This is a genomic window from Haloarcula amylovorans (genome assembly GCF_004681185.1).
In the GTDB taxonomy this organism is placed as follows: Archaea; Halobacteriota; Halobacteria; order Halobacteriales; family Haloarculaceae; genus Haloarcula; species Haloarcula amylovorans.
Window position 1 is genome coordinate 204120 of sequence record NZ_SRIF01000004.1, and the last position, 24715, is coordinate 228834.

The 24715-nt window shown below is 58.0% G+C and carries 22 protein-coding genes and 3 pseudogenes; 19 read left to right on the plus strand and 6 right to left on the minus strand.

What is annotated here, in order from left to right:
• The first annotated feature begins 149 nt into the window (after positions 1 to 149).
• The 9 genes from E4S61_RS16890 to E4S61_RS26225 all read left to right on the plus strand — a co-directional run bounded on the left by E4S61_RS16890 (position 150) and on the right by E4S61_RS26225 (position 10190).
• Complete coding sequence (locus tag E4S61_RS16890; RefSeq protein WP_135305134.1) at positions 150 to 2816, plus strand: PAS domain S-box protein; 2667 nt, start codon at positions 150 to 152, stop codon at positions 2814 to 2816.
• Between the two features lie 517 nt (positions 2817 to 3333).
• Positions 3334 to 4467: a ferritin family protein gene (locus E4S61_RS16895; protein WP_209309533.1), complete on the plus strand. Its 1134-nt coding sequence runs from the start codon at positions 3334 to 3336 to the stop codon at positions 4465 to 4467.
• A gap of 2 nt (positions 4468 to 4469) precedes the next feature.
• Entirely contained in the window at positions 4470 to 5459 is a 990-nt protein-coding gene (locus tag E4S61_RS16900; RefSeq protein WP_135305135.1) for a quinone oxidoreductase family protein, read from the plus strand.
• A 90-nt stretch (positions 5460 to 5549) separates the two neighbouring features.
• Entirely contained in the window at positions 5550 to 5795 is a 246-nt protein-coding gene (locus E4S61_RS16905) for a phosphopantetheine-binding protein (RefSeq protein WP_135305136.1), read from the plus strand.
• Positions 5796 to 7022: a beta-ketoacyl-[acyl-carrier-protein] synthase family protein gene (locus tag E4S61_RS16910; RefSeq protein WP_135305137.1), complete on the plus strand. Its 1227-nt coding sequence runs from the start codon at positions 5796 to 5798 to the stop codon at positions 7020 to 7022.
• 1 nt (position 7023) lies between these two features.
• Positions 7024 to 7479: a holo-ACP synthase gene (locus E4S61_RS16915; protein ID WP_135305138.1), complete on the plus strand. Its 456-nt coding sequence runs from the start codon at positions 7024 to 7026 to the stop codon at positions 7477 to 7479.
• 36 nt (positions 7480 to 7515) lie between these two features.
• Positions 7516 to 8463, plus strand: coding sequence for an ACP S-malonyltransferase (locus tag E4S61_RS16920; protein WP_135305139.1), 948 nt, complete (start codon positions 7516 to 7518; stop codon positions 8461 to 8463).
• Positions 8463 to 9209: an SDR family NAD(P)-dependent oxidoreductase gene (locus tag E4S61_RS16925; protein ID WP_135305140.1), complete on the plus strand. Its 747-nt coding sequence runs from the start codon at positions 8463 to 8465 to the stop codon at positions 9207 to 9209. The genes E4S61_RS16920 and E4S61_RS16925 overlap by 1 nt, the downstream gene beginning before the upstream one ends.
• A 789-nt stretch (positions 9210 to 9998) precedes the next feature.
• Positions 9999 to 10190 carry a hypothetical protein gene (locus tag E4S61_RS26225; RefSeq protein WP_135305141.1) on the plus strand — a complete coding sequence of 64 codons (192 nt, stop codon included), beginning with the start codon at positions 9999 to 10001 and terminating at the stop codon, positions 10188 to 10190.
• 6 nt (positions 10191 to 10196) lie between these two features.
• Here E4S61_RS26225 and E4S61_RS26735 read toward each other — a convergent pair.
• The 3 genes and pseudogenes from E4S61_RS26735 to E4S61_RS16950 form a co-directional block, all read right to left on the minus strand.
• Positions 10197 to 10409, minus strand: a pseudogene (locus E4S61_RS26735) (DUF262 domain-containing protein); the annotation flags it as partial.
• A 267-nt stretch (positions 10410 to 10676) separates the two neighbouring features.
• Positions 10677 to 11111 (minus strand): PIN domain-containing protein, encoded by a 435-nt coding sequence (locus E4S61_RS16945; protein WP_135305142.1) that lies wholly within the window; start codon positions 11109 to 11111, stop codon positions 10677 to 10679.
• Entirely contained in the window at positions 11112 to 11363 is a 252-nt protein-coding gene (locus E4S61_RS16950; protein ID WP_135305143.1) for an AbrB/MazE/SpoVT family DNA-binding domain-containing protein, read from the minus strand. It lies immediately after the preceding gene.
• A gap of 1371 nt (positions 11364 to 12734) precedes the next feature.
• Between E4S61_RS16950 and E4S61_RS16955 the strand changes: the two are divergent.
• Positions 12735 to 13177, plus strand: a pseudogene (locus E4S61_RS16955) (DDE-type integrase/transposase/recombinase); the annotation flags it as partial.
• A 300-nt stretch (positions 13178 to 13477) separates the two neighbouring features.
• Here E4S61_RS16955 and E4S61_RS16960 read toward each other — a convergent pair.
• Positions 13478 to 14350: a universal stress protein gene (locus E4S61_RS16960; RefSeq protein ID WP_135305144.1), complete on the minus strand. Its 873-nt coding sequence runs from the start codon at positions 14348 to 14350 to the stop codon at positions 13478 to 13480.
• 210 nt (positions 14351 to 14560) lie between these two features.
• Here E4S61_RS16960 and E4S61_RS16965 point away from each other — a divergent pair, with 210 nt between their 5' ends.
• The 5 genes from E4S61_RS16965 (at position 14561) to E4S61_RS16985 (ending at position 20699) form a co-directional block, all read left to right on the plus strand.
• Positions 14561 to 14992, plus strand: coding sequence for a universal stress protein (locus E4S61_RS16965; protein ID WP_135305145.1), 432 nt, complete (start codon positions 14561 to 14563; stop codon positions 14990 to 14992).
• Positions 14985 to 17255 carry an amino acid permease gene (locus tag E4S61_RS16970; protein ID WP_135305146.1) on the plus strand — a complete coding sequence of 757 codons (2271 nt, stop codon included), beginning with the start codon at positions 14985 to 14987 and terminating at the stop codon, positions 17253 to 17255. Before E4S61_RS16965 ends, E4S61_RS16970 begins: the two co-directional genes overlap by 8 nt.
• 59 nt (positions 17256 to 17314) lie before the next feature.
• Positions 17315 to 18079 (plus strand): Lrp/AsnC family transcriptional regulator, encoded by a 765-nt coding sequence (locus E4S61_RS16975; protein WP_135305147.1) that lies wholly within the window; start codon positions 17315 to 17317, stop codon positions 18077 to 18079.
• 250 nt (positions 18080 to 18329) lie between these two features.
• Positions 18330 to 19040: a potassium channel family protein gene (locus E4S61_RS16980; protein ID WP_135305148.1), complete on the plus strand. Its 711-nt coding sequence runs from the start codon at positions 18330 to 18332 to the stop codon at positions 19038 to 19040.
• A gap of 108 nt (positions 19041 to 19148) precedes the next feature.
• On the plus strand, positions 19149 to 20699 hold the full coding sequence (locus E4S61_RS16985) for a TrkH family potassium uptake protein (protein WP_135305214.1): 1551 nt from the start codon (positions 19149 to 19151) through the stop codon (positions 20697 to 20699).
• A 20-nt stretch (positions 20700 to 20719) separates the two neighbouring features.
• Here E4S61_RS16985 and E4S61_RS16990 read toward each other — a convergent pair whose 3' ends face one another.
• Positions 20720 to 20980 carry a winged helix-turn-helix transcriptional regulator gene (locus E4S61_RS16990; protein WP_135305149.1) on the minus strand — a complete coding sequence of 87 codons (261 nt, stop codon included), beginning with the start codon at positions 20978 to 20980 and terminating at the stop codon, positions 20720 to 20722.
• Between the two features lie 218 nt (positions 20981 to 21198).
• Between E4S61_RS16990 and E4S61_RS17000 the strand changes: the two genes are divergently transcribed.
• Together E4S61_RS17000 and E4S61_RS17005 are read left to right on the plus strand one after the other, a co-directional pair.
• A complete protein-coding gene (locus tag E4S61_RS17000; protein WP_135305150.1) occupies positions 21199 to 21558 on the plus strand; it encodes an NAD(P)/FAD-dependent oxidoreductase in 360 nt (119 codons plus the stop codon).
• A 216-nt stretch (positions 21559 to 21774) separates the two neighbouring features.
• On the plus strand, positions 21775 to 22131 hold the full coding sequence (locus tag E4S61_RS17005; RefSeq protein ID WP_135305151.1) for a group I truncated hemoglobin: 357 nt from the start codon (positions 21775 to 21777) through the stop codon (positions 22129 to 22131).
• Between the two features lie 264 nt (positions 22132 to 22395).
• Here the strand turns inward: E4S61_RS17005 and E4S61_RS17010 are convergent, their stop codons facing one another.
• Entirely contained in the window at positions 22396 to 22956 is a 561-nt protein-coding gene (locus tag E4S61_RS17010; protein ID WP_135305152.1) for an HTH domain-containing protein, read from the minus strand.
• A gap of 256 nt (positions 22957 to 23212) precedes the next feature.
• Between E4S61_RS17010 and E4S61_RS17015 the strand changes: the two genes are divergently transcribed.
• Entirely contained in the window at positions 23213 to 23437 is a 225-nt protein-coding gene (locus E4S61_RS17015; protein WP_135305153.1) for a hypothetical protein, read from the plus strand.
• Positions 23438 to 23507: 70 nt separating this feature from the next.
• Positions 23508 to 24241, plus strand: a pseudogene (locus E4S61_RS17020) (Cdc6/Cdc18 family protein); the annotation flags it as partial.
• Between the last annotated feature and the right edge of the window lie 474 nt (positions 24242 to 24715).

Consider the following 24715-nt stretch of genomic DNA (forward strand, 5'->3'; position numbering starts at 1 on the left):
CAATTTCAGACAGTCTGAATAAAGGACTCGGATTATCAACTACTGTTATTGTGAAACCGTGGAGACGGTAAGAAAGCCGAGAAGCGATGTAGTAACCGGTGCTACTCGTTTACAAGGATTTTTAGGAATACAGTGAGTTTTGACCGCTCATGGGAACGTCAGGGCCATCGTCGGAACACACCCTCGCCGAGACACTCGATGTGTTCACCGAGCGAGATGCGTTCGATACACCACTCACGACGAACGAGGTCGCTGACGCGTTAGACTGTCCACCCCGCACAGCCTCTAGCAACCTCGAATCACTTGCCAACCAAGGAGAACTCCAGACTAAGGCCATCGACGGGGCGCACCGCATCTGGTGGCGACCAACTGTCCAATCGCAGGTCAGTCAATCGACTTCGACATCCACACTCAAGCAAGCACAGTTCGACGAACTCGTCGAGGCGGTCACCGACTACGCCATCTTCGTGCTCGACGCCGACGGCCACGTCCAGACGTGGAACGACGGCGCAAGACAGATCAAGGGCTTCACAGCGGACGATATTATCGGCGAGCACTTCTCGCGGTTCTACACCCGGAAGGACCGTGAGGCGGGTCGCCCCGAGCAGAATCTCGAACAGGCACATGAGAACGGGCGCGTCGAGGACGAAGGCGAGCGCGTCCGCAAGGACGGCTCGCGGTTCTGGGCGAACGTCACCATCACCGCACTCCACGACGACAACGGGGACCTACAGGGATTCCTCAAGGTCACCCGGGATATGACCGAGCGCCACGAGTACGAGGAACGCCTCCACACGGAGAAAGAGCGATTCGAGACGCTCGTCAGGGAGGTCAAAGACTACGCCATCTTCATGCTCGATACGGACGGAATCGTCCAGACGTGGAACGACGGGGCGCGACAGCTCAAGGGATACGACGACGAGGAAATCATCGGCGAGCACTTCTCCCGGTTCTACACCCGGAAGGACCGCGAGGCGGGTCGCCCCGAACGAAACCTCGAAAAGGCACGGGAGAACGGGCGCATCGAGGACGAAGGCGAGCGCGTCCGCAAAGACGGCTCGCGGTTCTGGGCGAACGTCATCATCACGGCCCTCCACGACGACGACGGCAACCTCCGCGGGTTCGCCAAGGTGACTCGGGATATGACCGAGCGCCACGAGTACGAACAACGGCTCAAGACGCAACACGACGAACTCGACGAGCTCAACCAGATCAATGCGGTCATCCGCGACATCGATCAGGCGCTCGTCACGGCCACCTCCCGCGAGGAGATCGAGCAGGCGGTCTGTGACCGACTGGCCGCCTCGGACACCTATTCGGCAGCGTGGATCGCCGAATACACCGACGACTACAAAATCATCACGCCCCGAACGTGGGCCAACATCGACGAGGCGTATCTGGACGCGATTCGGACGGCGGACGCGGACCCCACCGAGCGAACGGAACGCGGCGTTGGGGCGACTGCCCTGAAAGAGCACACAGTCCAGCCCATTCACCAGCTGCACCGCAACCTTTCGGATGAACCGTGGCGAGACGCCTCGCTTGCGGAAGGTTACGAGTCGGCAATCACGGTGCCGCTCCAGTACAACGAGAACGAATATGGCGTGCTCACGGTGTACGCCGAGAGCGAGTCCGCGTTCGACGAGCGCAAGATTGAGGTGCTGAGCGAGCTGGGCGAGACGATCAGTCACGCCATCGCCGCAATCAAGCGCAAGGAGCGCGAGCAGACGCTCACTGCGCTACAGGAATCGACGCGCAAGTTGCTCAACACGGAGACCGAGACGGAGATTGGCGACATCATCGTCGAGACACTCACGGACGACGCCGCACTGGCCGACGCAGTCGTGTACCGCTTCGACCCGGACGCGAACGCGCTGGACCCGGTGAGTACGTCGTTCGAGTCCGCGCTGAACACGAATCAGTTGGCAGCTATTACTGCCGATGCGGACTCGACCCTCTGGACGAGTTTTCGGAAGGGTGAAACGCGATTTGTGGAATCAGTCGCCCCCGAGATGGCGGCAGGTGACCGTCGGACGATGGTGGTGCCGCTCGGGCAGTACGGCGTTCTCGCCGTCACCGAGGCCGAACGGGAGACGTTCGCGATGGACGCACAGGACCTCGTCCACCTCGTCGCGGCGACCGCGGAAGCCGCACTCAAGCGGACCGAGCGCGAGCGTCACCTCCAGAACCAGAACAAGCGATTAGATAATTTCGCCAGTATGCTGGCCCACGAACTCCGCAACCCGGTGAATATCGGGCAGATTTACAGCCAGCAATTGCCGAGTGAGACGGACGCGGATGCGGTCGAGTACGTCACGGAGGCGTTCGATCGGATTGATGAGATGATCGACGTAATGTTGGTGCTGACCCGGGGCCGCGAGGCGGTCGGCAAGCAGACGGCGGTCGATCTTGCGGACGCCGCACGCGAGGCGTGGACCGAGGTGGACACCCTGGATGCGATGCTGGACATCGAAACCAAGCGTAGGCTACACACTGATGAAACGTACCTGTACCACTTGTTCCGAAACCTGTTCGAGAACGCGGTCGAACATGGTGGGAGCAACGTCACGGTCACGGTCGGCGAACTCGAGGACGGGTTCTACGTGTCTGACGATGGGATTGGGATTCCGCCGGACAAGCACGACGCCGTGTTCGAGGAGGGGTACACGACGGCGGGCGATAGAGGAGGGACTGGCCTCGGGTTGGCGTTCGTCAACGAGTTAGCGGAGGTGTACGACTGGGAGTGCCGTGTCGTCGAGAGCGAGGACGGCGGGGCGCGGTTCGAATTCGCGAACCTTGATCACGACCCACAGTAGATCTGAGCATCCGATAGGGTTACTTCAGACAGCTATCTACACGTTGAATCCCGTTCACAACTATCATTTCACGGCATGAGGAGCGTGCTGAATACGCGCCCTCGGCTTTGTTTAGACGTGCTCGAGAACGGCTCTATATCGGTTTCAGGTCAGCATATACATGTCATCGTTGAGAGTTTTGACCACGGACCGAGGCGATGGTGTTCCTCAATCTTCGGTAGAGCAGTTGAAACGGAGATGTGGTCGAGACACGCTCCTCTACGTTAGCTCCATTTCCGAATCGGCTGTAACCACTCACGTACTACAGACCCGTACTCCTCGAATTTCGGCGGCTAAACACGGCCCGCGCCCTCTATTCAGCACGGTGATTTTGTCAGCCGCCGGGTAGTTTGAAGACGCTCCTGCAAGATACACACTCTGTACTGAACGATGTCTACATCACCCCTACTGCGCAATCCGTAGACATACATCCGTACCGAATTGGAGCGTTCCTCCCTTTGAGGGTCGATATAAGTTGATGTACCCGGGCGCGACGGCACACGAGATACTCTCTGCATGGCGTGGCCGCATGGCGGACGCCCCCGAAGAGGTCTTCTCGGAGGCGATGTTCTGGTCGGTTCCCGCGGTTCCCAATTTCCCGGAAGAGACACACGGTGAGCAGATCGTGACAATCGCCAGTGATGAGAGTCCCGATGAAGTCATCGGCGAGAACGAAGATCCGGAGCTAGTTGCCGCTGCCCATCTCGAACGGCCATTCTTATCCCACCCGTTGTCGAACTGTCACGCCATGGGAACAGAGGAGGAAGCCACCGCAGCGCGGTACTTCCGTCACGCAGTCGAGCGCCACTGGAGTCCCTACGAGATCGATCTCTCGACAGATCAGAATGTACTCGAAGGGATCAGGCGACGATCGTTCACGCAACTCCGTGCGACCGTGGCAATGTTCGGTGCCGGCGAGGAGCGCGTCACCGAGGATCTCATTCCACTGGCAGCGACCGTCAAGGAGCCTGCAGACCAGCGGTTCGTCGCGAGTCACGTCTACGAAGAGGCCAAGCACGCAGCCTTCTTCGATCGGTACTGGAAGGAGGTGATCAACCCGGTCGAAGCGGCACGTGGACTGGAAAGAACCGATCCGACTGCCGACCGATGGTTCACCGAACCCTACGAGACAGTGTTTGACCGGACAACCGACGCGATGGATCGCTTGCGAACAGACGATCGTCCCGAGACACGCGCCAGAGCCTACTGCCACTACCATCTTACCATCGAAGGAGTTTTCGGACAAACTGGATTTTACGCCATCGAGAAGACGTTCGGGTCGAACACAGACGGCCCATCGCTTCCGGGACTCGTAGAGGGGTTCGGAGCCGTCAGACAAGACGAAGGCCGCCACGTCGGATACGGGATGGAGCGGCTAACGAACTTGCTGGAGACCGGAGCGGTCGAAGAAACCCTCGTCAGACAGACCGTTAGCGATCTCGCTGCGCCGGTCGATGCCGTCGTCGGGGCGATGGGCTGGAAACACTTTCCGGGTCCCGATGGAAGCGACCTCGTTTCGTTCGTCACCGACCAGCGTGAGAACCGACTCGAGCAACTATTTGGCGACGAATCAGTGAGTCGATCTGGCCGAAGATCTGGGCGAGTACAGTGACCATGCGCGCAATCGAAGTGTCTGCGTATGGTGATAGTGACGAACTGGCACTCACAGAGCGACCTGTGCCCGAGCCAACAATCGGTGAGGTCAGTATCGCCGTTGAGGCCGCAGGCATCAACTTCGCCGACATCGAGCAACGCCGCGGGAACTATCCTGACAGTCCGAGTCCCCCGTTCGTCCCCGGACTGGAAGTCGCCGGGATAGTCCTCGAAATTGGCGACGATGACGACACCGGAGCAAAGACTGATCTGGTGCCCGGTGATCGAGTCGCGGCACTTACGTCTCGTGGCGGCTACGCGGAAATCGCGACAGCGCCGATCGAGACGACCATCCGGATTCCAGACTCGCTGTCGATGGCCGAAGCGACAGCGCTGCCCGTTCAGGGGCTGACCGCCCACAACACACTCCACGGGTGGGGCAAGCTGTCGGCTGGCGAGCGCGTTCTCGTCCACGCCGGAGCCGGTGGCGTCGGATCGCTCGCCGTCCAGCTGGCCGATGCTGCTGGCGCAACGGTGTACGCCACCGCGAGTACTGCCGAGAAGCGTACACTTACAGCTGATCTCGGTGCGGATCACGCGATCGACTACACGACGACAGACGTAGCCGATGCCGTACAGGAACTGACTACCGGCGAGGGCGTCGATCTCGTGCTCGACGGCGTCGGCGGGAACGCCTTCACAGCAAGCGTCGAGGCGCTTGCCCCCGCCGGACGAATCGTCTCCTTCGGAATGGCCAGCGGCTCGGTCCCGACAGTGGCGACTCCCCGACTCTTCTTCGCGAATCAGTCGGTCGTCGGCTACCATCTCGAACATGCAATCGAACACGTCCCCGAGCGGGTCCTCGATGCGGTGCCAGCGCTCGTGAAATCGCTTGGAACGGGTCGTCTAGAGGTCGTTATCGACAGAATACTCCCGCTTGAACAGGCAGGGAAGGGACACGACGCGCTGTCGAATCGTGAGACGGTTGGAAAGGTCGTTCTCGAACCATGAATGCAGTGAGAGCGAGTCCCTGAACCCCCAAACGAACGGAAGTCGACTGGAACCGAGGCGGTTTTGGCCGATGCTCCGAAAGTGAGTCATATGTCTGACGTTCAAGAAGTCGACGATCGGACCGAACAGATCGTCGCGGATCGCCTACGAGTCGACGAAGACACGTTCGATGCGACGACGGAGTTCGACAGTGAGACACTCGACGCGGAATCGCTCGATATGGTTGAGATCGCGGAGGCCATCGAAGCCGATATCGGCGTCCACATTCCCGACGCGGCTCTCGAAGACATAGACACCGTCGGCGACCTGAAGAGCTACGTCGCCGATCGCGCTTGAATGACGTCGAGAGATGTCGTCGTGACGGGCCTCGGTGCAGTGACTGCCCTCGGTGAGACGGCTACGGAAACGTGGGCGGAACTCATCAACGGCACGAGCGGCGCAGGTCCGATAACGCGGTTCGACGCGGAAGCCGCCGGAATTCGGGGAGACATCGCCTGTGAGGTCCAGTCCGATCCCGAAACGATTCCGCCCGACGACCCGATCGACGACCGAGTGATGGGTCGGTATTCACAGTTTGCCGTCGCTGCGGCCATCGAAGCGGTCGACGACGCTGGGTTCGATCCCGCTGCGCCGGACTGGACGGCCAAGCGAACTGGGACCAGTATCGGCTCTGGACTAGGCGGTCTCTCGGAAATCGAGGCTGCCGCCGGCGAGCGCCCTGCCCCCTCGTTTCTCGTGACCGCGCTAACGAACCTCGCCCCCGGTCACGTCAGTATGTTCGTCGATGCAAAGGGGCCAAATCGCGCGCCGGGAACGGCCTGTGCAGCAGGAACACACGCTATCGCCAGTGCGGTCGAAGATATCCGTCAAAATCGGGCCGATATCGTGATCGCTGGAGGAACCGACGCTGCGATCTCGCCACTGGGCGTCGGAAGTTTCGACTCGATGCGCGCACTCAGCAATCGCACCGACGACCCGAGGGCGGCAAGTCGCCCGTTCGACGCCGACCGCGATGGACTGGTGCTTGGCGAAGGGTGTGGAATCGTCATCCTCGAATCCCGTGAACATGCCCGAAACCGAGGTGTGGGACCATACGTTGCCGTTACCGGGATCGGTCGGACAGCCGACGCACACCACCGGACGCGCCCGGCCGAAGGTGGGGACGGCCTGCGGCGCTGCATCGAACGGGCACTCGACGACGCTGGCCACGGACCATCGGTTGTCGACCACGTTAACGCCCACGCGACGAGTACACCAGTCGGCGATGCCCGTGAAACCGAAGGTCTGCAGTCAGTGTTCGCCGACACAAATGTTCCGCCAGTTACGAGCGTCAAAGGTCATCTCGGCCACGCATTGGGGGCTTCAGGCGCTATCGAGGCGGCCGTCGTCGCACAGACGATCAACACTGGGACGATCCCCCTAACGCTGAACTACAGAACGCCCGACCCAGACTGTGACGTTCCGGTCGTCACCTCACCACGGGAGATGGCCGTCGACGTGGCTATCAGTACGTCCGCCGGGTTCGGTGGAACCAACGGCGCACTCGTCTTCGAGCGTGTCTGAGATGACCGACGATAACCCCCTCGAACCGGACTTTGAAAACCCGATTACCGTGTGTCACGGCGTCGATATCATCGCTATCGACCGTATCGGTGACCTCCGCGCGGAGTTCGGCGAGTCGTTCCGCGATCGGGTGTTCACCGACACCGAGCAGACCTACTGTGAACAACAGGCCGATCCACCCCAGCATTATGCCGCTCGCTGGGCAGCAAAAGAAGCTTTTCTCAAGACCCTCACAACGCCGTCACCGACAGTTCCGACCCACGCTATTGAGGTCTGTCGGCGGGATACCGGTCCACAGCTCTTGTTAGCCCCAGTTGCTCAAGCTGCGCTCGAATCAACACTCACAGCGCAAGGCGTCGATCCCGACTCAGCTGACATCGCGGTCAGCCTCAGCCACGATCAGTCCGCTGGCTACGCGCTCGGATCGGTGACTGTCGTCGGCGTCCGGGGACAATAACCCCTATTACCAGCCCCCGCGACTCACCTCGATAGTATGGTCACCGCGGAGTCACTGACGAGACGTTCAGGGACCGCGTTTGTCTTCCCCGGACAAGGCAGTCAGCACGTAGGAATGGGGCGTGCGTTCTACGACGAGTGGCCTGAGATGCGAGCAACGTTCGACGCGTTCGACGCGACGCTCGATATTGATCTGCGGGAACTGTGTTTCGATGGGACAGCCGAGGCGATCCAACAGCCGAGTGTCACGCAACCGATTCTGCTGGCGACGGGGATTGCGACGCACGAGGCAGTCACAGAGCGGTTTGGCGTCGAGCCAGCGATTGTCACCGGTCACAGTCTCGGCCACTTTACCGCACTTGCAGCAGCGAACGCGATGGAGCCAGCAACCGCGGTTACCCTCACCCGCGATCGAGGCCGCTGTATGGAGGCAGCGGCGAGCAAAGACGGCCCGGGCCGGATGGTTGCAGTGCTTATGGCCGACCCAGCGGCGACCGATGACGCGTGTTCGACCCGGGATGACGTGGGCGTCGCGTTGTACAACGCCCCGCGGCAGACAGTCATCAGCGGGACGAGCGACGGCGTTGCTGCAGTGCAAGAGACACTCCAAGCGAGGTCTCGCGCCCGCTTCCGCAAACTCGACGTCGGCGCGGCGTTTCATTCGCCGGTGATGGCCTCGGCAGTCAGTTGCGTCGAAGCCGCGATGGCCGAGGTGACGATGCACGAGGCGACAGTCCCTATCGTGTCGGATGTTTCCGGTGAGACATACACAGCGCCAGCTATTGCCCGCCGTGATCTGACCACCCAGATCACGTCGCCCGTCGACTGGGTTACCGTCGTCGAGACGCTTCGGACTCGTGGGATCGAACGAGTCGTCGAGTTCCCGCCCGCTGGCGTCCTCTCGTCGCTCGTCGAGCGAATCGCACCGGAGATAGACTGTCTCACTCTCGAAACGCCTGCCGACGCACGGGAGGCGTTCACGTGATGGATTTCACCGGCGAGGTCGCGGTCGTCACCGGCGGTACGCGTGGTATCGGCCGTGCGGTCGCACAGCGACTAGCCCAGGGCGGCGCGACCGTCGTCGCAACCTACCACGAAAACAAAGCGGATGCCGAGGCAACCGAGCAACTACTCGCCGACTATCCCGTCGAGACCGCCGTCAAGCAGTTCGACGTTGCCAAGCACGAAGCGGTGGCAGCCACCTTCGAGGTCATCACCGAGCGATACGGCACACCGACGATACTCATCAACAACGCCGGAACAGTCGCCAATAGCCTGCTCGTCCGGCTCTCACCCGAGCGCTGGAATCGAGTCCTCGACGTGAATCTCTCAGGAACGTTCTACTGCATGCAAGCAGCAACGAAGCAGTTACTTCAGAGCGAGCAGGAAGACGGCCGCATCGTCAACGTCGCCAGCGTCGCCGCCCTGCGTGGATGGGCTGGACAGGCAAACTATGCAGCGAGCAAAGCCGGTGTGCTCGGCCTCACTCGGGCGGCAGCGCGCGAACTTGGGAGTAACGGTATTCGGGTGAACGCGGTTGCACCGGGCTACACCGATACGGAGTTACTGGAATCGACAGGCGGCCACGAGTCTGAAGTAGCCGAAAACACGGCGAGTGGCCGGTTGGCGACACCCGAAGAAGTTGCCGACGTGATTACGTTCCTCGCGAGTGACGCCGCTACCTACGTCAACGGTGAGGTCCTTCGGGTGGACGACGGCCTCGTGCTGTGAACGCATTAGAGCCACTGGTAGTGTTTAGTTTGAAGCAGGCTTTCTGGACCATCGTGAGTCGCCTTTTTTTGATCGTTGGATATCCCATCGAGTCGAGTTATTCGATGGTATTCGGTGGTGAGAGCCCCACAACGTACGATTGATACCAGTCTTCATCGCCGGCTCGGGTGTCCGTTCGCGCTCCACAAAATCCAAACCAATCCCGTTTCTATGCCCGCTGAGGCGGCTGATTTCTGGCATGGACTCCAAGAAATTCGTCTGCTTCACTTTTCACCCTTAACTAAACACGACCCCCGCATCGCTGCAAGCAGCCATCAATGAACCCCTAGCCCGAAGACCACTGACCAGCAGACCCGCCTCGCGATCGTCTCCATCATCGTCGCGACGGGATGGTTCGCCGGCATCGCGCTCGCGGCACCCGTCGGACCTAATCCGTCTGTGTTGCTCACCTCTCTCGCACAGGCAGTTAGCTGCTCAACGTCTCGGCAGTTGCATGGCTGTCACAGCGAAACTCCTCGTATCGTTGACCAGCGCGTGACGGTGTAATTGAGACAAGGCTAACCAACAGACCGGCATGATTTGTTCGAATGTTGGTTAGCTAGTTCGTCAGATTCCCTCGAACCGCCATTTATTACTCAGCACAGTATCTGAAACAGCTGTTAGTTAGGTTGCAGATTGAGTCCCGGTCTCTCTGTCAGAGACAGCGAATCTTGAAGGCGATCTGCTGAATACAAAGGAGGTCAGAACTTCGGTCGGGGTTTTTTGCCTTCATAGATGATGGAACAGTTTATGGCAGAGGACATCTCTCTCGATGGCCGGACGCTTGTTGGCGTTGCAAACACCGATGCCGGTGAAGTGAGTGGGGATACCCGGTTCGAGTTTGAGCAAGAGGGCGAACGGATCTACGCACACCTTGTACGTGTACGTCCCCTTGAGGCCGATGTAGAACGAAGAGAGCCGTTGTTGGCCATCAAGAATTAATTTCAGATCTCCTGCACCATCTGGCTTTACCTTCGAGTTTCGAGCCTGCGCATTTGTCTCAATCCACTTCGTAGAGGTAATGTAGTTCTTGATAAAGCCGTACATAGTATACTCGTCCCAATTTTCTTCTTGGAGATCCCAGTAGAGAAAGGTTCCAATCGGATATCCTTGCAGTATCGAGTCGAATAGATCCGTAATCTGGTTCCGCTTCCAGACAATTTCACGTTAGATCGCTGGCAGGAGGTAATCCCCATTTTCGATTTGTCGAACTGCATCGCGGATTGTCACCCGTTGATCATACATTGATACCGATGGGGGAGTTCTAATTCTTAACAGTTCTCACATCGCACAGTTGCCGAGTCTAAACTGCTAGCTGAGCCGGATTTTGATTTCCAGACGAACTCTCGAGAATTCCGGCATTATATGATAGAGAAATCCAACATCGCTAACGCTCGCAAACACCACTAGAAATCCGACATGACGGCGTCAGTCGGGCTCGTAGGGGTCCATCGCTGTATCGAGACGGTAGACATCGTCTGCTACATCGAAGTCGTCATCGAACGCATACAGATAACCCAGGCCCTCGGTTTGCATATACGCGATCAGACAGGCATCGACGAACGAGAGTGGTTCGTACTGCCGGAACAGGGCTTTCCCCGTCGCGAGGGCGTCAGCAGAGAGCGACTCGATGTGAAAGCGTGCGTTCTCCTCAAGTCGGTCAAGCAAGTCTACAGCGGCGTCGTGCCCGGCGTGGGTCGTGAGCCCGTTGAGCGTCTCCGCAAGTACGTAATCAAGGACGACTGCTTCTGGAAGCGAGCCATCGTCGATGCCCCGAAGTATCGGGAGCGCCGTGTCGTGGGCACTATCTCGTCGATACGCTGCAGCAAAGAGGACGGTCGTATCAATCAGTGCGCGGGGCATTTACTCGACGTCGACGCCCCAGGTGTCGTGGTCGATCGTCACGTCAGTTGCCTCATCACCATCGTACCCATCGAACTCGGCAAATGTTCCGGCACGCTGTTGAATGACCTGTACTCGAACACTGCCGTCGTCTTTGACCTGCCACCGGAGCTGGTCTCCGTCGTCGATGTCGAGTTCACGCCGAATGCGTGCCGGGATATTGGCCTGGTTGCCCGAAACTTTACTTTCAGCGTCGATTCGGTCACTACTCATACGGTACCGTATGCGACCGGGAGTGAAAAGACTAGTGTGTCGTCACACTACGCGGCCGTACCCGTCTCTTTGCCATGAATGGCACCCGTCTTCGATAGATCGCTCGGCAGCAATATGTGTCGCCGAATCCTTTTGCCAACGGTCCTCTCACCACAGCCTGTGCCCCATCGCCCTTCGACTGACGAGTCCACGCGGTGGCCCAACTGGCACGAAGAAACCCACTCCCTCGATTACGAGGGCCACGACGTGCGCACCATTTTCAGCGAACAACTGCGCGACAAGGCTGACGCCCCGCGTCCCGAACCCGCAACCTTCGGCAATTTCGACCCCAATCCGGACGGTCCTGATCCCACCGTCTGGCCGCTCGACCACTACGATCTCGGAGCTCCCGCCGCCGTTGATGACCTCGTCCGCATGACCAACACGTTTCCGGTACCCCACGTTGCGTGGGTCACACCCGAGTACATCGAATGGAAGTACGGGCATGATCCACGAAGTGTCGAGGTAGCGCCCAAAGACCTGCCGTCAGGACAGCAGCCGACACACACTACTGGACCTGTCGAGGTGACCGCCGGCGACCCGTCGATGGAGCTTATCGATGACCGTGTCGAAGCGCTCCAGCGCCTCATCGCACTCTGGAACGGCAAGGTCGTCCGAGGGAACCATCTGCTGGCCGACAAACTCCCGAGCTGGGACAGCTTGTTTGGCGACCTCAATCAAGCCGAGCTTGAACGACTGCGGACCGATCCTATGGTCGATCAAGAGCTCGTCGAGGCGTTCGGTGACCACGCGTGGTTTGCCGACCAGCGGTCAGTGTTCCTGCGTACACAGCATATTCTGCGGAAGACGGTCGAGTACGCGCCGACATTGAAGGCTCGGACACTCATCAGCGAACGCGAGGAGTTCCCGGCGCTCGACGGTGACCCCAAGGAAGGGCTCACCCACAGGGTGACTGTCGGCCTCTGTGCGGTCTACTATGCGTTGCAAGGGTGGGCCACGTGGTCGTACCAGCCCGTGGATGACTACGTCGTTGACCTCGTTGCTGAGAGCCCTGCTGGCGACCGACATTTTCTGGAGGTGCTCACGGGCCACCACAACTGGGAACTCTATCGTTCGACGTACCGGAAGCTCGCCGACTTGAACCAAGACGGCAGTCCGGTCGTCGCGTTCGATGCTCGCGACACTGCGTATGATATCTACAATCACTGGCATCGTGCCGGGCTGGGTGAGCTGCCGCTGGGCCCCCTCGACTCAACGCCCCGCATTGCCTGGGGTCGCGAGAAAATTCAGGAGGCCTACGCCGAGGCAAGTACCGACTGGGTCATCGTGGATTGGTTCACGACCGACTGGCTGTGGCGCCATACGTTTGGGCCCAAGGGACCCGCCGTCGACGAGACCGCTGTCAAAGTCAATGGCGAGCAGTCTTGGCTATATGATGCAATCGAAACCGGTACAAAATTGCTTCTCGATGTCGCCGTGTTGGCCGTCGTGGCACCGATCCAGCAGCGGCGTTTCTGCATGGAATGGCCGAGAAACACGATCTCTCTGAAGCTGTGTTTCTCGTCGATGGCTACGGCTATCTGACTGCCCTTGCTCGATTAGATCTGAGCGGTCGGCTTGACTCCATCGACCGAAACCTCATCGAAAAGTGGTTTCACACCTTCAAAATGCGCATCGACCGCTTTCATCACTCGTAGGTGGGCAGCCGGGCCAGCGTCCGCCGGTGGCTTGAACAGTTCATGCATTACTATAACCAGCAGCGACCGCATCAATCGCTCAACAATCGAACTCCAGCTGAGGTGGTCCTAAACTAGACAGTGCCGGATTAGCGATCCTGTCGCTTGGATAACAAACAGAGACACCAGAGTCCCTGTCAGAAAGAACCCTGGGTCCCCTGTTGTTGAGAGAAATTCTGATGGCACCCATGGGCTATCGAATACTGTGAGAACCCATCCAATCAGGATGTACCCAACAAAGAAAACAGCACTGAGAAGCATACCACGGGCACCCCAGACAGCTGACCACCGTAGCCAGCGCTCGAGTAGTGTGGCCATGCGGGCTCGGTTCGAACGCGGGGGTGCCTCAGTGATCATTCGCGCTTGATGTACAACTTTCTAATTGTGGCCAAAGCTGAATCCCTCACCATCATTCCGCTGTACTGTGAGGACCGCATTCTCTGACTCTTCTGTCACGGTAGCAGTGATCGAACCCGTAACGAACTCCCGGAGACGGGTTTGCGTCGGCTTGCCTATTACAGTCACATCATAGTGTGCGGACTCGTTGATGATTGCCTCCGCGACGTTGGGCGCTTCAAGGTGCCACGTGTTCAGTTCGACAGATTCGGGGAGACGCTCCCGGGCCGTTTCGAACAGTTCTTCAACCCGTGTTACTTCAGCCTCGGTTTTCTCCTCAGACACGTGAAAGAGGTCAACGGGAGCATCTGCGCCCACCCCGAGAGCGCCTCCGACGATGGCGCCGAGGTCACAATGTTTGCCTTCGGCGATCGGAACAAGCACTGATGCGACTCCCTGACTAGCACGCGAGTACGTAGCTGAGACAACGTCACACGATGCTTTCCTTCGCATTCTGTCGGCCGCATCACCGCGGAGCCCTTCTCCAAACAGTTCAGGTGTATGTTTATCCAGGACGACAAGCTGAATATCCCGTTGCTGTGCAACGCTAATCGCTGTTTTGAGTGGGCTGTTCGTCTCTTCGATAATCAGATGTGCCTCGGCAGTGTGACCCTTATCCAGATTGGCTTGCAGTAGCTTTCGACTGACACGTGTAGTCTCCGAACTATGGGAATCAGCGTCTGTAAGCAAATCCAGCACGATAAGTTCCCCTCCCACACCCTCTGCAATATTCAATGCAGCCTCAAACGTGAAATTATCGTGTGAACTGAAAATCGGGTAGAGAATGCGCGGTGGAGAATCTGGAGTCTCGGACCGCTCCAGAAACTCTTGGAGACTCGTTTCAGTATGAGCCATGGGCTTACTGATTGTCTATCCGTAATAAATCCACACCATCGCTCCGGATTCAGAAGCTAGAATAATATATATTCTCTATACGGTGGACTGGTAACGGTGGAGACAAACAATTGATAAAGCAGTCCCGTAGAGTATGAAGTATGGTTCGGAACACAGCTACCGGAAGGTATCAGACTCAATGCATTGAGACCGGGTTTAGGTGGCTGTAACATGCCTGCACCGTTGTTCACTCATGCGTTGGTGCCTGTATCCTCACCGAAGGACGCTAAAGCGACGATGCGAGCTATTCGACCGTACCTGGAATCGGCCGGTGGAGACCTAACCGTCGTTAACGTGATTGAGAAGGCTGGCGGCGCACCGGACAAGGCCTCAGTCGAACAGCGGGAGGCATACGCCCGTGAAATATTCGATAGCGCCCGTGATGCGCTGGCGGACTCCGAGCTCACGCTCACTACCGAAATCCGCTACGGGACCGACGTTGCAGAGACGATTATCGAAACCGCACACGAACTTGACGCGAGTGCCATCGTCTTCACTCCACGAGGTGGCAGCCGGTGGCTTCGCCTGTTGACCGGCGACGTGGCACTGTCTCTCGTCTCGGAGAGCGACCTGCCCGTTATCGCACTACCAGACCATGACTGACCAGGAACTCGCACGCGACCTCGGCTTTCTCGAAGCGTACACGATCGGCCTTGGGACAATGATCGGTGCCGGCATCTTCGTCCTCCCGAGCATTGCCGCGGAGCAGGCCGGGCCCGCGAGCATGATTTCCTTCTTCGCTGGCGGTCTAGTGTCGCTGCTCGCTGCCATCTCGCTGTCGGAGCTGGCTACCGGGATGCCGAAAGCCGGCGGGAGTTACTACTACGTCAATCGCGCGCTCGGTCCGTTCTTCGGTAGTATTGTCGGGTGGGGCATGTGGGCTGGACTGACCTTCGCCAGTGCCTTCTACATGATCGGTTTCGGTCAATACCTGCTCCCTGGGCTTGGACAGTACATTGGCTTCTTAGCTGGATGGGGTGAGATTGGGATTACCGTCGCAGCACTCGTCATGGCGGCGCTTTTGACAGGTGTCAATTACTACGGCGTCAAAGAGACTGGGACGCTCCAGAACGTCATCGTCCTCACACTGGTCGGCCTCATCGTCGCCTTTCTCGGCATCGGGATTCTCGATGGCCCCACTATCCAGAATTTTAATCCGAACGGCTGGCCGGCTGTCGCGGCCACTATCGGAACCGTCTACGTTACATTCATTGGATTCGAGGTGATTGCAACCAGCGCCGAGGAGATCAAGAACCCGAGCCGGAACCTCCCGCTGGCGATGATTGCGGCCGTCGTGACGCCGACGCTCATGTACGTCGGTGTAATGTTCGTCTCGACGGGAACACTCTCGATTGAGGCACTCGCAGCCTCGCAGATTCCGGTCGCTGACGTGGCGACAGAATTCATGGGCTCGATCGGCGCGCTGGCGATGATTGTCGGTGCCGTCCTGGCGACTGTATCGAGTGCCAATGCGAGTATCCTCTCGGCGGCGCGTGTGAACTTCGCTATGGGTCGGGACCGCATTCTCGTGAACTGGCTCAACGAGGTCCACGACCGGTTCCGAACCCCATACCGTGCCATCTCCGCGACTGGCATCATTACGCTCGTTCTCATTGCTATCGGTGTTGGTATCGGAACACTCGCCGAAGTGGCGAGTTTCATGTATCTCGTCACGTACGCGCTAGTCCACGTCGCTGTCATCGTCCTGCGACGGGCTGACCCTGAAGCCTACAACCCATCGTTCCGGATTCCGAGCGTGCTGTACCCGGTCGTCCCGGTTCTCGGGTTCGTCGCCTGTCTCGCCATTCTGCTTCAGATGAGCCTCATCGTGCAGGCTATCGGCGGTGTTATCGTCGTCTTCGGTGTCATCTGGTACTTTGCCTATGCCCGCGACCGGGCACTCAGCCAGAGTCTGGTCGGGGAAGCGATTGCGCCAGAACCTGCGAAAGTCGCCGACGGACAGGGCCGCTACCGAGTCGTTGTGCCGGTGGCCAACCCTGAGACCGAACGGGACTTACTCCGAATGGCGGCGGCTAGTGCACACGCACACGACAGCGCGTCAGCTGAGATCATCGCGGTGAACATCATCGAAGTCCCACAGCAGACGTCGCTGACACAGGACCTCACCTTCGAGGAGGAACGCGTTGAACGCCAGCAGGAACTGCTGGACTCCGCTAGGGATATCGCCGACAATCTTGATGTCGGATTGCGAACACGCGCTATCGTCGGCCGCAACGCCGGTTCGGCGATTCTGGACGTCATCGAAGAGGAGGACGCGGACCACGTCTTGCTCGGTTGGGAAGGCAAGCGGAGCCGGCGGGAACACGTCCTCGGCTCTACCATTGACCCCGTCATTGGCCGCGCGCCCTGTGATGCGACACTCGTGAAAATCGGACCGGAGGACGGGCGCGCGACAGGCGACATCATGGTTCTGGCCGGCGAGGGGCCACACGCTCCAGTCGCCGCCCGCCGAGCGACGGAGTTTGCCGAGGCCTCCGGCGAAAAAACCTCGGTGACGCTATTCAACGTTCAGGAACCGGGCGACGACGAAGAGGGCCTTTCCCCACAGGAGCGTGGGCAGGCGCTCATTGAGGAATTCGTCGAACGAGCCGACATTGAAGGGCTGGAATATAACAATCGTATCGAGGTGGCCGAGGATATCGAGGGGACAATTCTCGACGCGGCCACAGAGTATGATACAATCTGTGTAGGCGCGACCCGCTCCAGTGCGGTGACACAGGCCGTTTTCGGTTCGCTACCTGAGACTATCGGTGAACAAACTGACCGGACTGTGGTTATGGCGCGGGGTCCCGAAGAGTCCGCGATGTCAGTCCGCCAGGCCATCATTCGACGTCTCGAATCGTAGAAAGTGGGTGTACTGGGAGAAGGGGAAAAAGGGATTTGCACGCACCCTCTATTTCTCGTATGAGTCGGCGTCTCGACGAAATTGACAAGCGCATTATATATGCGATGCAGCAGGATGCACGGAACATTTCGGCTCCGATGATCGCCGAAGAAATGGACGTTTCTGCCGGGACGATTCGGAATCGAATCAATCAACTCGAAGACGCGGGCATTATCAAAGGATATCACGCTGATATCGACTACGAACGCTGTGAGAGTCGCATGACTAATCTGTTCATTTGTAACACTTCGGCCAGTGAGCGGGAGAATCTCGCCAGAAAGACGCTCACGGTTCCGGGAGTCGTGAACGTTCGTGAGCTCCGGACAGGCCGCGGGAACCTCCAGATCAAGGCCGTGGGCGAGGAGATGAGCGACCTCACGCGAATAGCCCATCAGCTCAGCAAACTCGGCTTAGAGATCGAGGACGAGGATCTGATCCAGGAGGAGTATTTTACACCGTATGAGCCGTTCGGGCCGGACGGCGCGAGCAAGCAGGGCGCAATGACCGATATGGTGTCGCTTTCCGGCGGCGCTGAAGTGGTGGACGTAACAGTCAGCAAAGACGCGCCGATTGTCAATACGACGCTACGGGAAGCCAACGAGCAATCGCTGCTTGGCAGTGAAGTGCTTATTATCGCCATCGAACGTGGAGATGAAATGATTACCCCCAAAGGTGATACGGAAATCTGTTCCGGTGACCTCATCTCGGTGTTCGCCCGGGACGGCGTGCCAGAATCGACCCTGGAGTCGTTTGGCAATACGAACCAGCCGATGACACCTTCGTGAAGGCCCGACCGATTATTTGTTATTTCTAGACTGGTCGCATAATCTACCACTCTTCGGATTGCTGTCCTAAACCTCCATAGTATGTGGATGAAGTAAGATAGAGGGTTTTTTATTTCTAGACCGTAATTTTCTCCAAGTGAGCCCTCGTTCACGTCCGCGGTGTGTCGGCAGGCAGCGAGACGAGCAATGCGTACAGTATACTGATTACGAGGGACACAGCGAAAAACGGCACCAGTAGGACATATAACATATGTACATAATCACTGTCGGAGCTGGCGATATCGGAACGCCGCTCATCGAAATCGCAACGGGAACCGGAAACGAAGTCGTGGTCATCGAAAAGGACGCTGCGAGAGCGGATGAAGTCGCCAGCGAGTTCGACTGCATGGTCATTAATGCGGACGCAACGATCAAGGAGACGTTAGAGGATGCCGGGGCCGAACGCGCAGACGCGATCATCTCGACAACGGACCAGGACGCGACCAACGTCATGATCTCATTGCTCGCACAGGAACTCGAAATCCCTGGCATCGTCTCAGTCGTTCACAACCCCGAGCACATGAACCTCTTCAGGCAAATCGGCGTCAACACGATGGAGAACCCACAGCGCCTTATCGCCGAATCGCTGTTCAGATCTGTGGACCGGCCATCGATTGTCGATTATATGCGGGTCGGCGATGTCGCCGAAGTGTTCGAGATCACGGTCGCGGAGGACGCACCGATTGCCGGCCTAAACCTCATCGAGGCGGACGAGAAAGGACTGCTCGACGAGGACACGCTTGTCGTGGCGATCGAACGAGAAGAATCGGACTCACCCATCACTCCGCGTGGGCAGACTCGTATCGAACAGGGGGACCTGTTGACAGTGTATTCCGGCACGGGAGCCACACCTGAAGTGACCGACATTTTCGGCCACTACGAAGACCACGAAACGAACAATTCGAGCGTGTTCAGCCTATGAGCAATCGGCCTTTCGCCCATCGGATAGCGTGATACCCGTGACAGTCCTCGTGACCGTGACACAGCTTCGGACCCTCGTCTATCGGACGAACCAGCAGTACGTATGAGCATGATCGTAAACAGACGGACTGTCGGACGTGACGTCGGTCGCATCGTGCAGGCCATCTCGTTGATGATGGTGATCTCTCTCGTCGTCGCAGCGGTGAACGGCGAGTTCTTTGCCATCCCGGCCTTCATTGTCTCAGCGGTTATCGTGGCCGGTATTGGGAGTCTACTCGCCTGGCGCTATCAGGACGCTGACCCACCGGAGAAACGTGAGGCGATGGTCACTGCCGCCACCGCGTGGGCGCTTGTCGGTGTGCTCGGCGGGCTGCCGTTTCTCCTCATCGCGTGGACCATCCAGCTCGACCCGCTACCCGTCTGGATGAACACGCCGGCGATGGACGAAACGACCGCTATCTTTCTCAATCCGCTGGATGCCGTGTTCGAGAGTATGAGCGGCTTCACTGGAACCGGACTGACCGTGGCCGCTGTCGAAGAAAAACTGCCGCGGTCGCTTCACTGGTGGCGGTCGTTCATAGAGTGGGTCGGTGGCGTCGGGGTGATTGTCCTGACTGTGGCTATCCTTCGGCGGGGTGGAAGTAGCGGTTCCTACACCCTCTACGAGAGCGAAGCACGCTCCGAGAAGATTCATCCGAGTATCGTGACCACCGTCCGGGAGATCTGGAAAATCTTCGTCGGGCTCACCATCGGCTCGATTGTTCTGTTTCTCTTGGCTGGCATGCCGCTGTGGGGCGCGATCAACCACGGGATGACCGGGATCGCCACCGGTGGGTTCTCCGTTCACGCGGCCTCGATTGGCTTCTACGACAGTCCGCTGATCGAGTACGCGACGGTGCCCATCATGGTTGCGGGGAGTATCGCGTTCCCAATTCACTACCTCATATTCAAAGGAGAGGTGCGGAATTTGTATACCGACCTCCAGACCCGATGGGTGTTCATCTGGTTCACCATTGGCTCACTCATCCTCACGGCAATTCTGTACGCGAACGGGCAGTACGCGACACTCGAAGAGACGTTCAGGGTTGCGCTGTTCCAGTTCGTCTCCGCGACATCGAACACTGGCTTCGGAAGCACAGCAATCGGTGGCGGGACCGAGCAAGTCTGGAGTGCTGGTGCCACGTTATGGGCCTGTCTCGGCATGCTCACCGGTGCTGCAGCGGGTTCGACAGTCAGTGGCCTCAAACTCATCCGCGTAATAACGTTGATCAAGGGAACTGTCTGGCAGATTCAGGACGTGTTCCGTCCGCAATCCGCGATCGCGTACTTGCAGATAGGCGACCGGAAGCTCAGCGAAGAACAGACCCAACGTGAGTACACAGAAGCGACAGTCGTGTTTATCCTCTGGATTACGTTCCTGGTTATCGGCGTCGCAGTGTTGCTCCGTGTTCTCTCACCAGCTCATCCACTAGAATACGTTATCTTCGACGTAATGAGTGCACAGAGTAACGTCGGTCTCAGCAGTGGGATTACCGGGCCGAATATGCCTGATACTGCAAAAGTAATGTTAATACTCAATATGTGGGTCGGCCGGCTCGAAATCATTCCCATCGCGGTGCTTGTTGGCTCCGTCCTGCAGCGGTTCAATTTGTATCGATAATTCACCATGGGCCGGTTGTCCTATTCGGTGGTCTCAGATAACTCGTCGGCTGACTTGAGCGAGTAGAGGCGTTTGCGGGCATCAGCGAAGTAAATCTCCTCGCGAACCACATTTCGGTCCTGAAGTTCCGTCAGGGCATACCGGACAGTACGCACTGAGAGTCGTGTTTCATCGACGAGTTGACTCTGGGTCAGCTCCCCCTCGTATTCCAGTGTTTTGTAGACGAGCTTCGCACTGGGCGGCGCATCAGCAAGGTGGTCATTCGCATCTGGTGCCACCATATGTGTCTCTACGGGGACTACCGCTACAATCCCTCGGGTGTGTGCGGCCAGTCACGCAAATTGGTATTGTGCGATTTCGGTTGACCCACAGTTTGGGCAGGCAGTCGTCTCTTCGTCAAGCGTCGTCCCGCACTGCCGGCATTCTCGGATGCGCGTATCCGACTGCCGTCGTCGAGAACGCCGTTCGAGGCAACGACCGCAAGGTCGAGTATCCCGGAATGGCTCACGCGGTATTCGGGTCCCCGCAGGTGGGGAGTCTCGGAAAGACGGAACGCGAGATCGACGACGACGTCGAGTACGAGACCGGCACGTACGCCTACGAAGACCAAGCGCTCGGGACCACGCTGAACGACGACGATGGGTTCGCGAAGGCCATCGTCGGTGCCGACGGAGAGATCCTCGGTTGCCACATCATCGGCCCGGAAGCATCGACCCTGGTCCACGAGGTGAGTACGGCCGTCGCGGCCGGTGCCGACGCTGAGACGATAGCCGAGACGATTCATATTCACCCGGCCCTCTCAGAGATCGTTCAGGGGGCGTTTCGAGAGGTATGTGACGTGGCTCCGTCCGGGATATAATTTGAGGCGCGTAGAAGGGGCGTCTGTCTGTCGAGACGCTCCAATCGACAGTCGAAACAAACAATGCAGTTCCCGGAGGCGCTGTGAGCTGTCGTGTAACCGTCGACTGAGAGAAGCGTCCCTCGCCAGCGCACCGGCATTTAACGCTTTCTCCAATGCCGATAGATTGGGAATCCACACTTCGCCTATGTGTCGCCCCGCTCGCGGTGTAGTTGTATGACGACACTCTACGAACGACTCGGCGGTGAAGACGCAATCGCGGCAGTTGTGGACTCGTTTTACGACCGTGTCATCGACGATGACCGCGTCGCGCACTTTTTCGAGGGGACGGATATGCAACAGCAGCGAGCGCATCAGACACAGTTTCTGAGCTCGATTATGGGTGGGCCTGTGACGTATTCCGGTGGGGAGATGGATTCGGCGCATAGTCATCTCGATATTCACCCCACGCACTTTGCGGTCATCGCTGAGTTGCTTGAGGAGACGATGGTCGAATTCGATATTGCAGAGTCGGATCGGCAAGCAGTGCTCGATGCACTCACGCAGTACGAGGACGCTATTGTGCAGTGTTAGGGCCCGCGTGGGTTCGAAGGTTCTCTGTTGTGTGGTCAGCGTGGGGAACTCGTGTAGTCAGTAGTCGGCTCAACAAACGGGTGCACTCCCGCTTCAACGGCCCGATCCCGCTTTGTAACGAACGGTGCGGATCACCCGTACATGCTTTCCTTGACGAATGGTCGTGCGACTGGTATGATATCTCGCCCAAAGGTAACTCTCTAAGCCCGCGGAGTCGGTTGGGAACGACGGAACTGAGCTTATGGCTACTTTGAGGCTAAATTCTCACTCCTTTTCGAACGGACTGTCAGGCAACCGCGGCCACAGAATCCCGCTTATCCAAGCCATGTATGGTGAGCAGAGCGTCACCAAGACACCCGTGAACAGACATACGATTGCAGTTCCCAAGTAGACGCTAGCTGGTAGCGCCGACTCTGCAAAGAGCTCCAGCACGAACCCCACGTAAATCGAGAGTACGACGGAACCAGTGAGGAGCATGACGAACCCAAGCAGCGCAAATGCCCCTGGCCCAGTCCGTGAGTGTTTCTTCAGAAGGGCCCAGAGGTCGGCGTAGAATCGCTGTACCGCCATGGTGGTCTCTGTGTGGCCAGGGTCATGGACGTCGACGCCCCACGCATAGGTGGTCTGGCCGTCACGACGGTCGAGCCACTCGCTCATCGTTCCAATGTGGTTGCTAATCGTCGTCGTCGAGCAGTCGAACGTCTCGGCGAGTTCGCCCTGCGTATACTGGTGATCGGGATTGGCATACAGCAGCGCAGCTATCTCGAAGAATCGGTTCCCCTTTGCCTTGAACTCCTTTGCAAACTCCGCCGGCATCCGTGCCATGGACTTGTGTTAGACAATCGGAGAGAATAAAGGGCTGTATTGGGGGTTGTTGACGATACGGGGCAGGGTTGATAGCTATCAACGGGTATCTCGGGGCTGTAAACGGTTATGTCGGTTTTTATCACTGTCTACCTTCTGGTTTGCCTGTGATGTCAGGAGACAGAGACGCTGCCGGAGTGGCAACACTGGGTATCGATCTATCGCGACGGCTGGCGGTTCGGCTACATCGTGTCGATGACCGATGGGTGGAGCAGGTATGAAGGAGTACCTGCCGGTCAACGTTATCGACCGAATCGAGGGCACGGAGTATGCCGTCGAGCGGTGCACGTGTTGTGGTGCGACGCATCGCCACGGTGGGGTCCCAGAACAGTTGGCCGTTGGCGAGACGACCCGTCGGCATGCTCGCTGTAAGCAGCCTGGACCGACGGTATACTTGCTGAAGCGAACAGCCGAGACCGAGGTGGTCAGCGATGGCGACTAAGCGATGGTCAGTTCTGTGGGCTTACCTGCAGCCTCGTGTGACGGCTGGCATCGTCCTTGGCCTAGTACTCCTTTCAGAAGCGAAAATCGGCATCATTGGAATCCCGAATAACTTTTCTTTCCGAGACAATCTCTCTCCCAAGGTCAAAAGTTCGCTCTGTGAGGAAGAACTACAGTTCCCGGCGTACGACGCCCAAGAGCTAATCGAAATTCTCGAACAGCGTGCTGCTGTCGCATTCCACGACGATGTAATTGATGACGGTGTTATCGAACTTTGTGCTGCCTATGGTGCGAAAGACGCTGGTGATGCACGGCAATCACTTGACCTCCTATGAAGACGGGTGATTTAGCACGAGATCAAGATACAGACGTTATTACAGACGATTTAGTTCGCCAGGCGGGAGAAGCTCTTGAACGTGGCCGAATTCGTGAAGGAATTTCCGGACTCACCCAGCACGGACACTTGGTTCTCTACGCGCTACTCACACTGGAACAACAGGGCCAAACACCAGTTCGGTCTCGTGATGTTCGACCACGATACACAAAATTTGCCGAGCAAATAGGGGTAGACCCACTCGTTCCGCGCCGAATGCGGGATCATCTTGGCGAATTATCGATGCTGGGTATCATCACTAGCGTTGAACGGAATGAAGGCCGTCGAGGTGGAACATATCGTGAGTACTCTCTCGATATGGATGTCAGTATGGTTCTGACTGCGCTTGAAGAGACAGTCGAAAGCGTTGACGTCCACGAATCTGTCGCAGACCTTGTCAGTCAGGAGACCACACTCACCGAATACACCTGACTTCCTCGGAGAGACCCTCGAGCTTTCACGAAAGTAATAGTGAGTGTTGGCCGAAGAACTGCGGACATAGTGGGGTTAGTTGGACATTCTTTCTCTTGAATCTCGCCGCGCTTAACCAGTGAGGTCCTCTATCTAGTGCTCCTGTTTATTTGAATTAGAACAAGCCGACGTACTAGCACGGTTCGAACCGAGTTGTCTCCGCACTATTGACCGTGCCCTCCTGGGCGAGGCCCCTCCGAAATTAGAGGTGGGTCAGCACAACCCCGTACGCATTAGCGTATCAAATCCTGACGCCGAGGGCGTCTACCAGTTCAATATCGTACTGAAACTGCTAACCCGATCGTGGTCTCGATCGAAAAGCTCCAGACATAGTGGTGTGTCGTTAACCAACCTTTTGGCGGCTAAATTGGCAACCGTTGGTTAGTCAGTTTTCTGTCCCTCTGCCGAAGTGAGGGGACGCCCTCTCGAAACATT

Bases quoted from the DNA above. Each gene is read 5' to 3' on its own strand.
- E4S61_RS16890 (WP_135305134.1), top strand. From the start codon at position 150: ATGGGAACGTCAGGGCCATCGTCGGAACACACCCTCGCCGAGACACTC.
- E4S61_RS16895 (WP_209309533.1), top strand. From the start codon at position 3,334: ATGTACCCGGGCGCGACGGCACACGAGATACTCTCTGCATGGCGTGGC.
- E4S61_RS16900 (WP_135305135.1), top strand. From the start codon at position 4,470: ATGCGCGCAATCGAAGTGTCTGCGTATGGTGATAGTGACGAACTGGCA.
- E4S61_RS16905 (WP_135305136.1), top strand. From the start codon at position 5,550: ATGTCTGACGTTCAAGAAGTCGACGATCGGACCGAACAGATCGTCGCG.
- E4S61_RS16910 (WP_135305137.1), top strand. From the start codon at position 5,796: ATGACGTCGAGAGATGTCGTCGTGACGGGCCTCGGTGCAGTGACTGCC.
- E4S61_RS16915 (WP_135305138.1), top strand. From the start codon at position 7,024: ATGACCGACGATAACCCCCTCGAACCGGACTTTGAAAACCCGATTACC.
- E4S61_RS16920 (WP_135305139.1), top strand. From the start codon at position 7,516: ATGGTCACCGCGGAGTCACTGACGAGACGTTCAGGGACCGCGTTTGTC.
- E4S61_RS16925 (WP_135305140.1), top strand. From the start codon at position 8,463: ATGGATTTCACCGGCGAGGTCGCGGTCGTCACCGGCGGTACGCGTGGT.
- E4S61_RS26225 (WP_135305141.1), top strand. From the start codon at position 9,999: ATGGCAGAGGACATCTCTCTCGATGGCCGGACGCTTGTTGGCGTTGCA.
- E4S61_RS16945 (WP_135305142.1), bottom strand. From the start codon at position 11,111: ATGCCCCGCGCACTGATTGATACGACCGTCCTCTTTGCTGCAGCGTAT.
- E4S61_RS16950 (WP_135305143.1), bottom strand. From the start codon at position 11,363: ATGAGTAGTGACCGAATCGACGCTGAAAGTAAAGTTTCGGGCAACCAG.
- E4S61_RS16960 (WP_135305144.1), bottom strand. From the start codon at position 14,350: ATGGCTCATACTGAAACGAGTCTCCAAGAGTTTCTGGAGCGGTCCGAG.
- E4S61_RS16965 (WP_135305145.1), top strand. From the start codon at position 14,561: ATGCCTGCACCGTTGTTCACTCATGCGTTGGTGCCTGTATCCTCACCG.
- E4S61_RS16970 (WP_135305146.1), top strand. From the start codon at position 14,985: ATGACTGACCAGGAACTCGCACGCGACCTCGGCTTTCTCGAAGCGTAC.
- E4S61_RS16975 (WP_135305147.1), top strand. From the start codon at position 17,315: ATGAGTCGGCGTCTCGACGAAATTGACAAGCGCATTATATATGCGATG.
- E4S61_RS16980 (WP_135305148.1), top strand. From the start codon at position 18,330: ATGTACATAATCACTGTCGGAGCTGGCGATATCGGAACGCCGCTCATC.
- E4S61_RS16985 (WP_135305214.1), top strand. From the start codon at position 19,149: ATGATCGTAAACAGACGGACTGTCGGACGTGACGTCGGTCGCATCGTG.
- E4S61_RS16990 (WP_135305149.1), bottom strand. From the start codon at position 20,980: ATGGTGGCACCAGATGCGAATGACCACCTTGCTGATGCGCCGCCCAGT.
- E4S61_RS17000 (WP_135305150.1), top strand. From the start codon at position 21,199: ATGGCTCACGCGGTATTCGGGTCCCCGCAGGTGGGGAGTCTCGGAAAG.
- E4S61_RS17005 (WP_135305151.1), top strand. From the start codon at position 21,775: ATGACGACACTCTACGAACGACTCGGCGGTGAAGACGCAATCGCGGCA.
- E4S61_RS17010 (WP_135305152.1), bottom strand. From the start codon at position 22,956: ATGGCACGGATGCCGGCGGAGTTTGCAAAGGAGTTCAAGGCAAAGGGG.
- E4S61_RS17015 (WP_135305153.1), top strand. From the start codon at position 23,213: ATGAAGGAGTACCTGCCGGTCAACGTTATCGACCGAATCGAGGGCACG.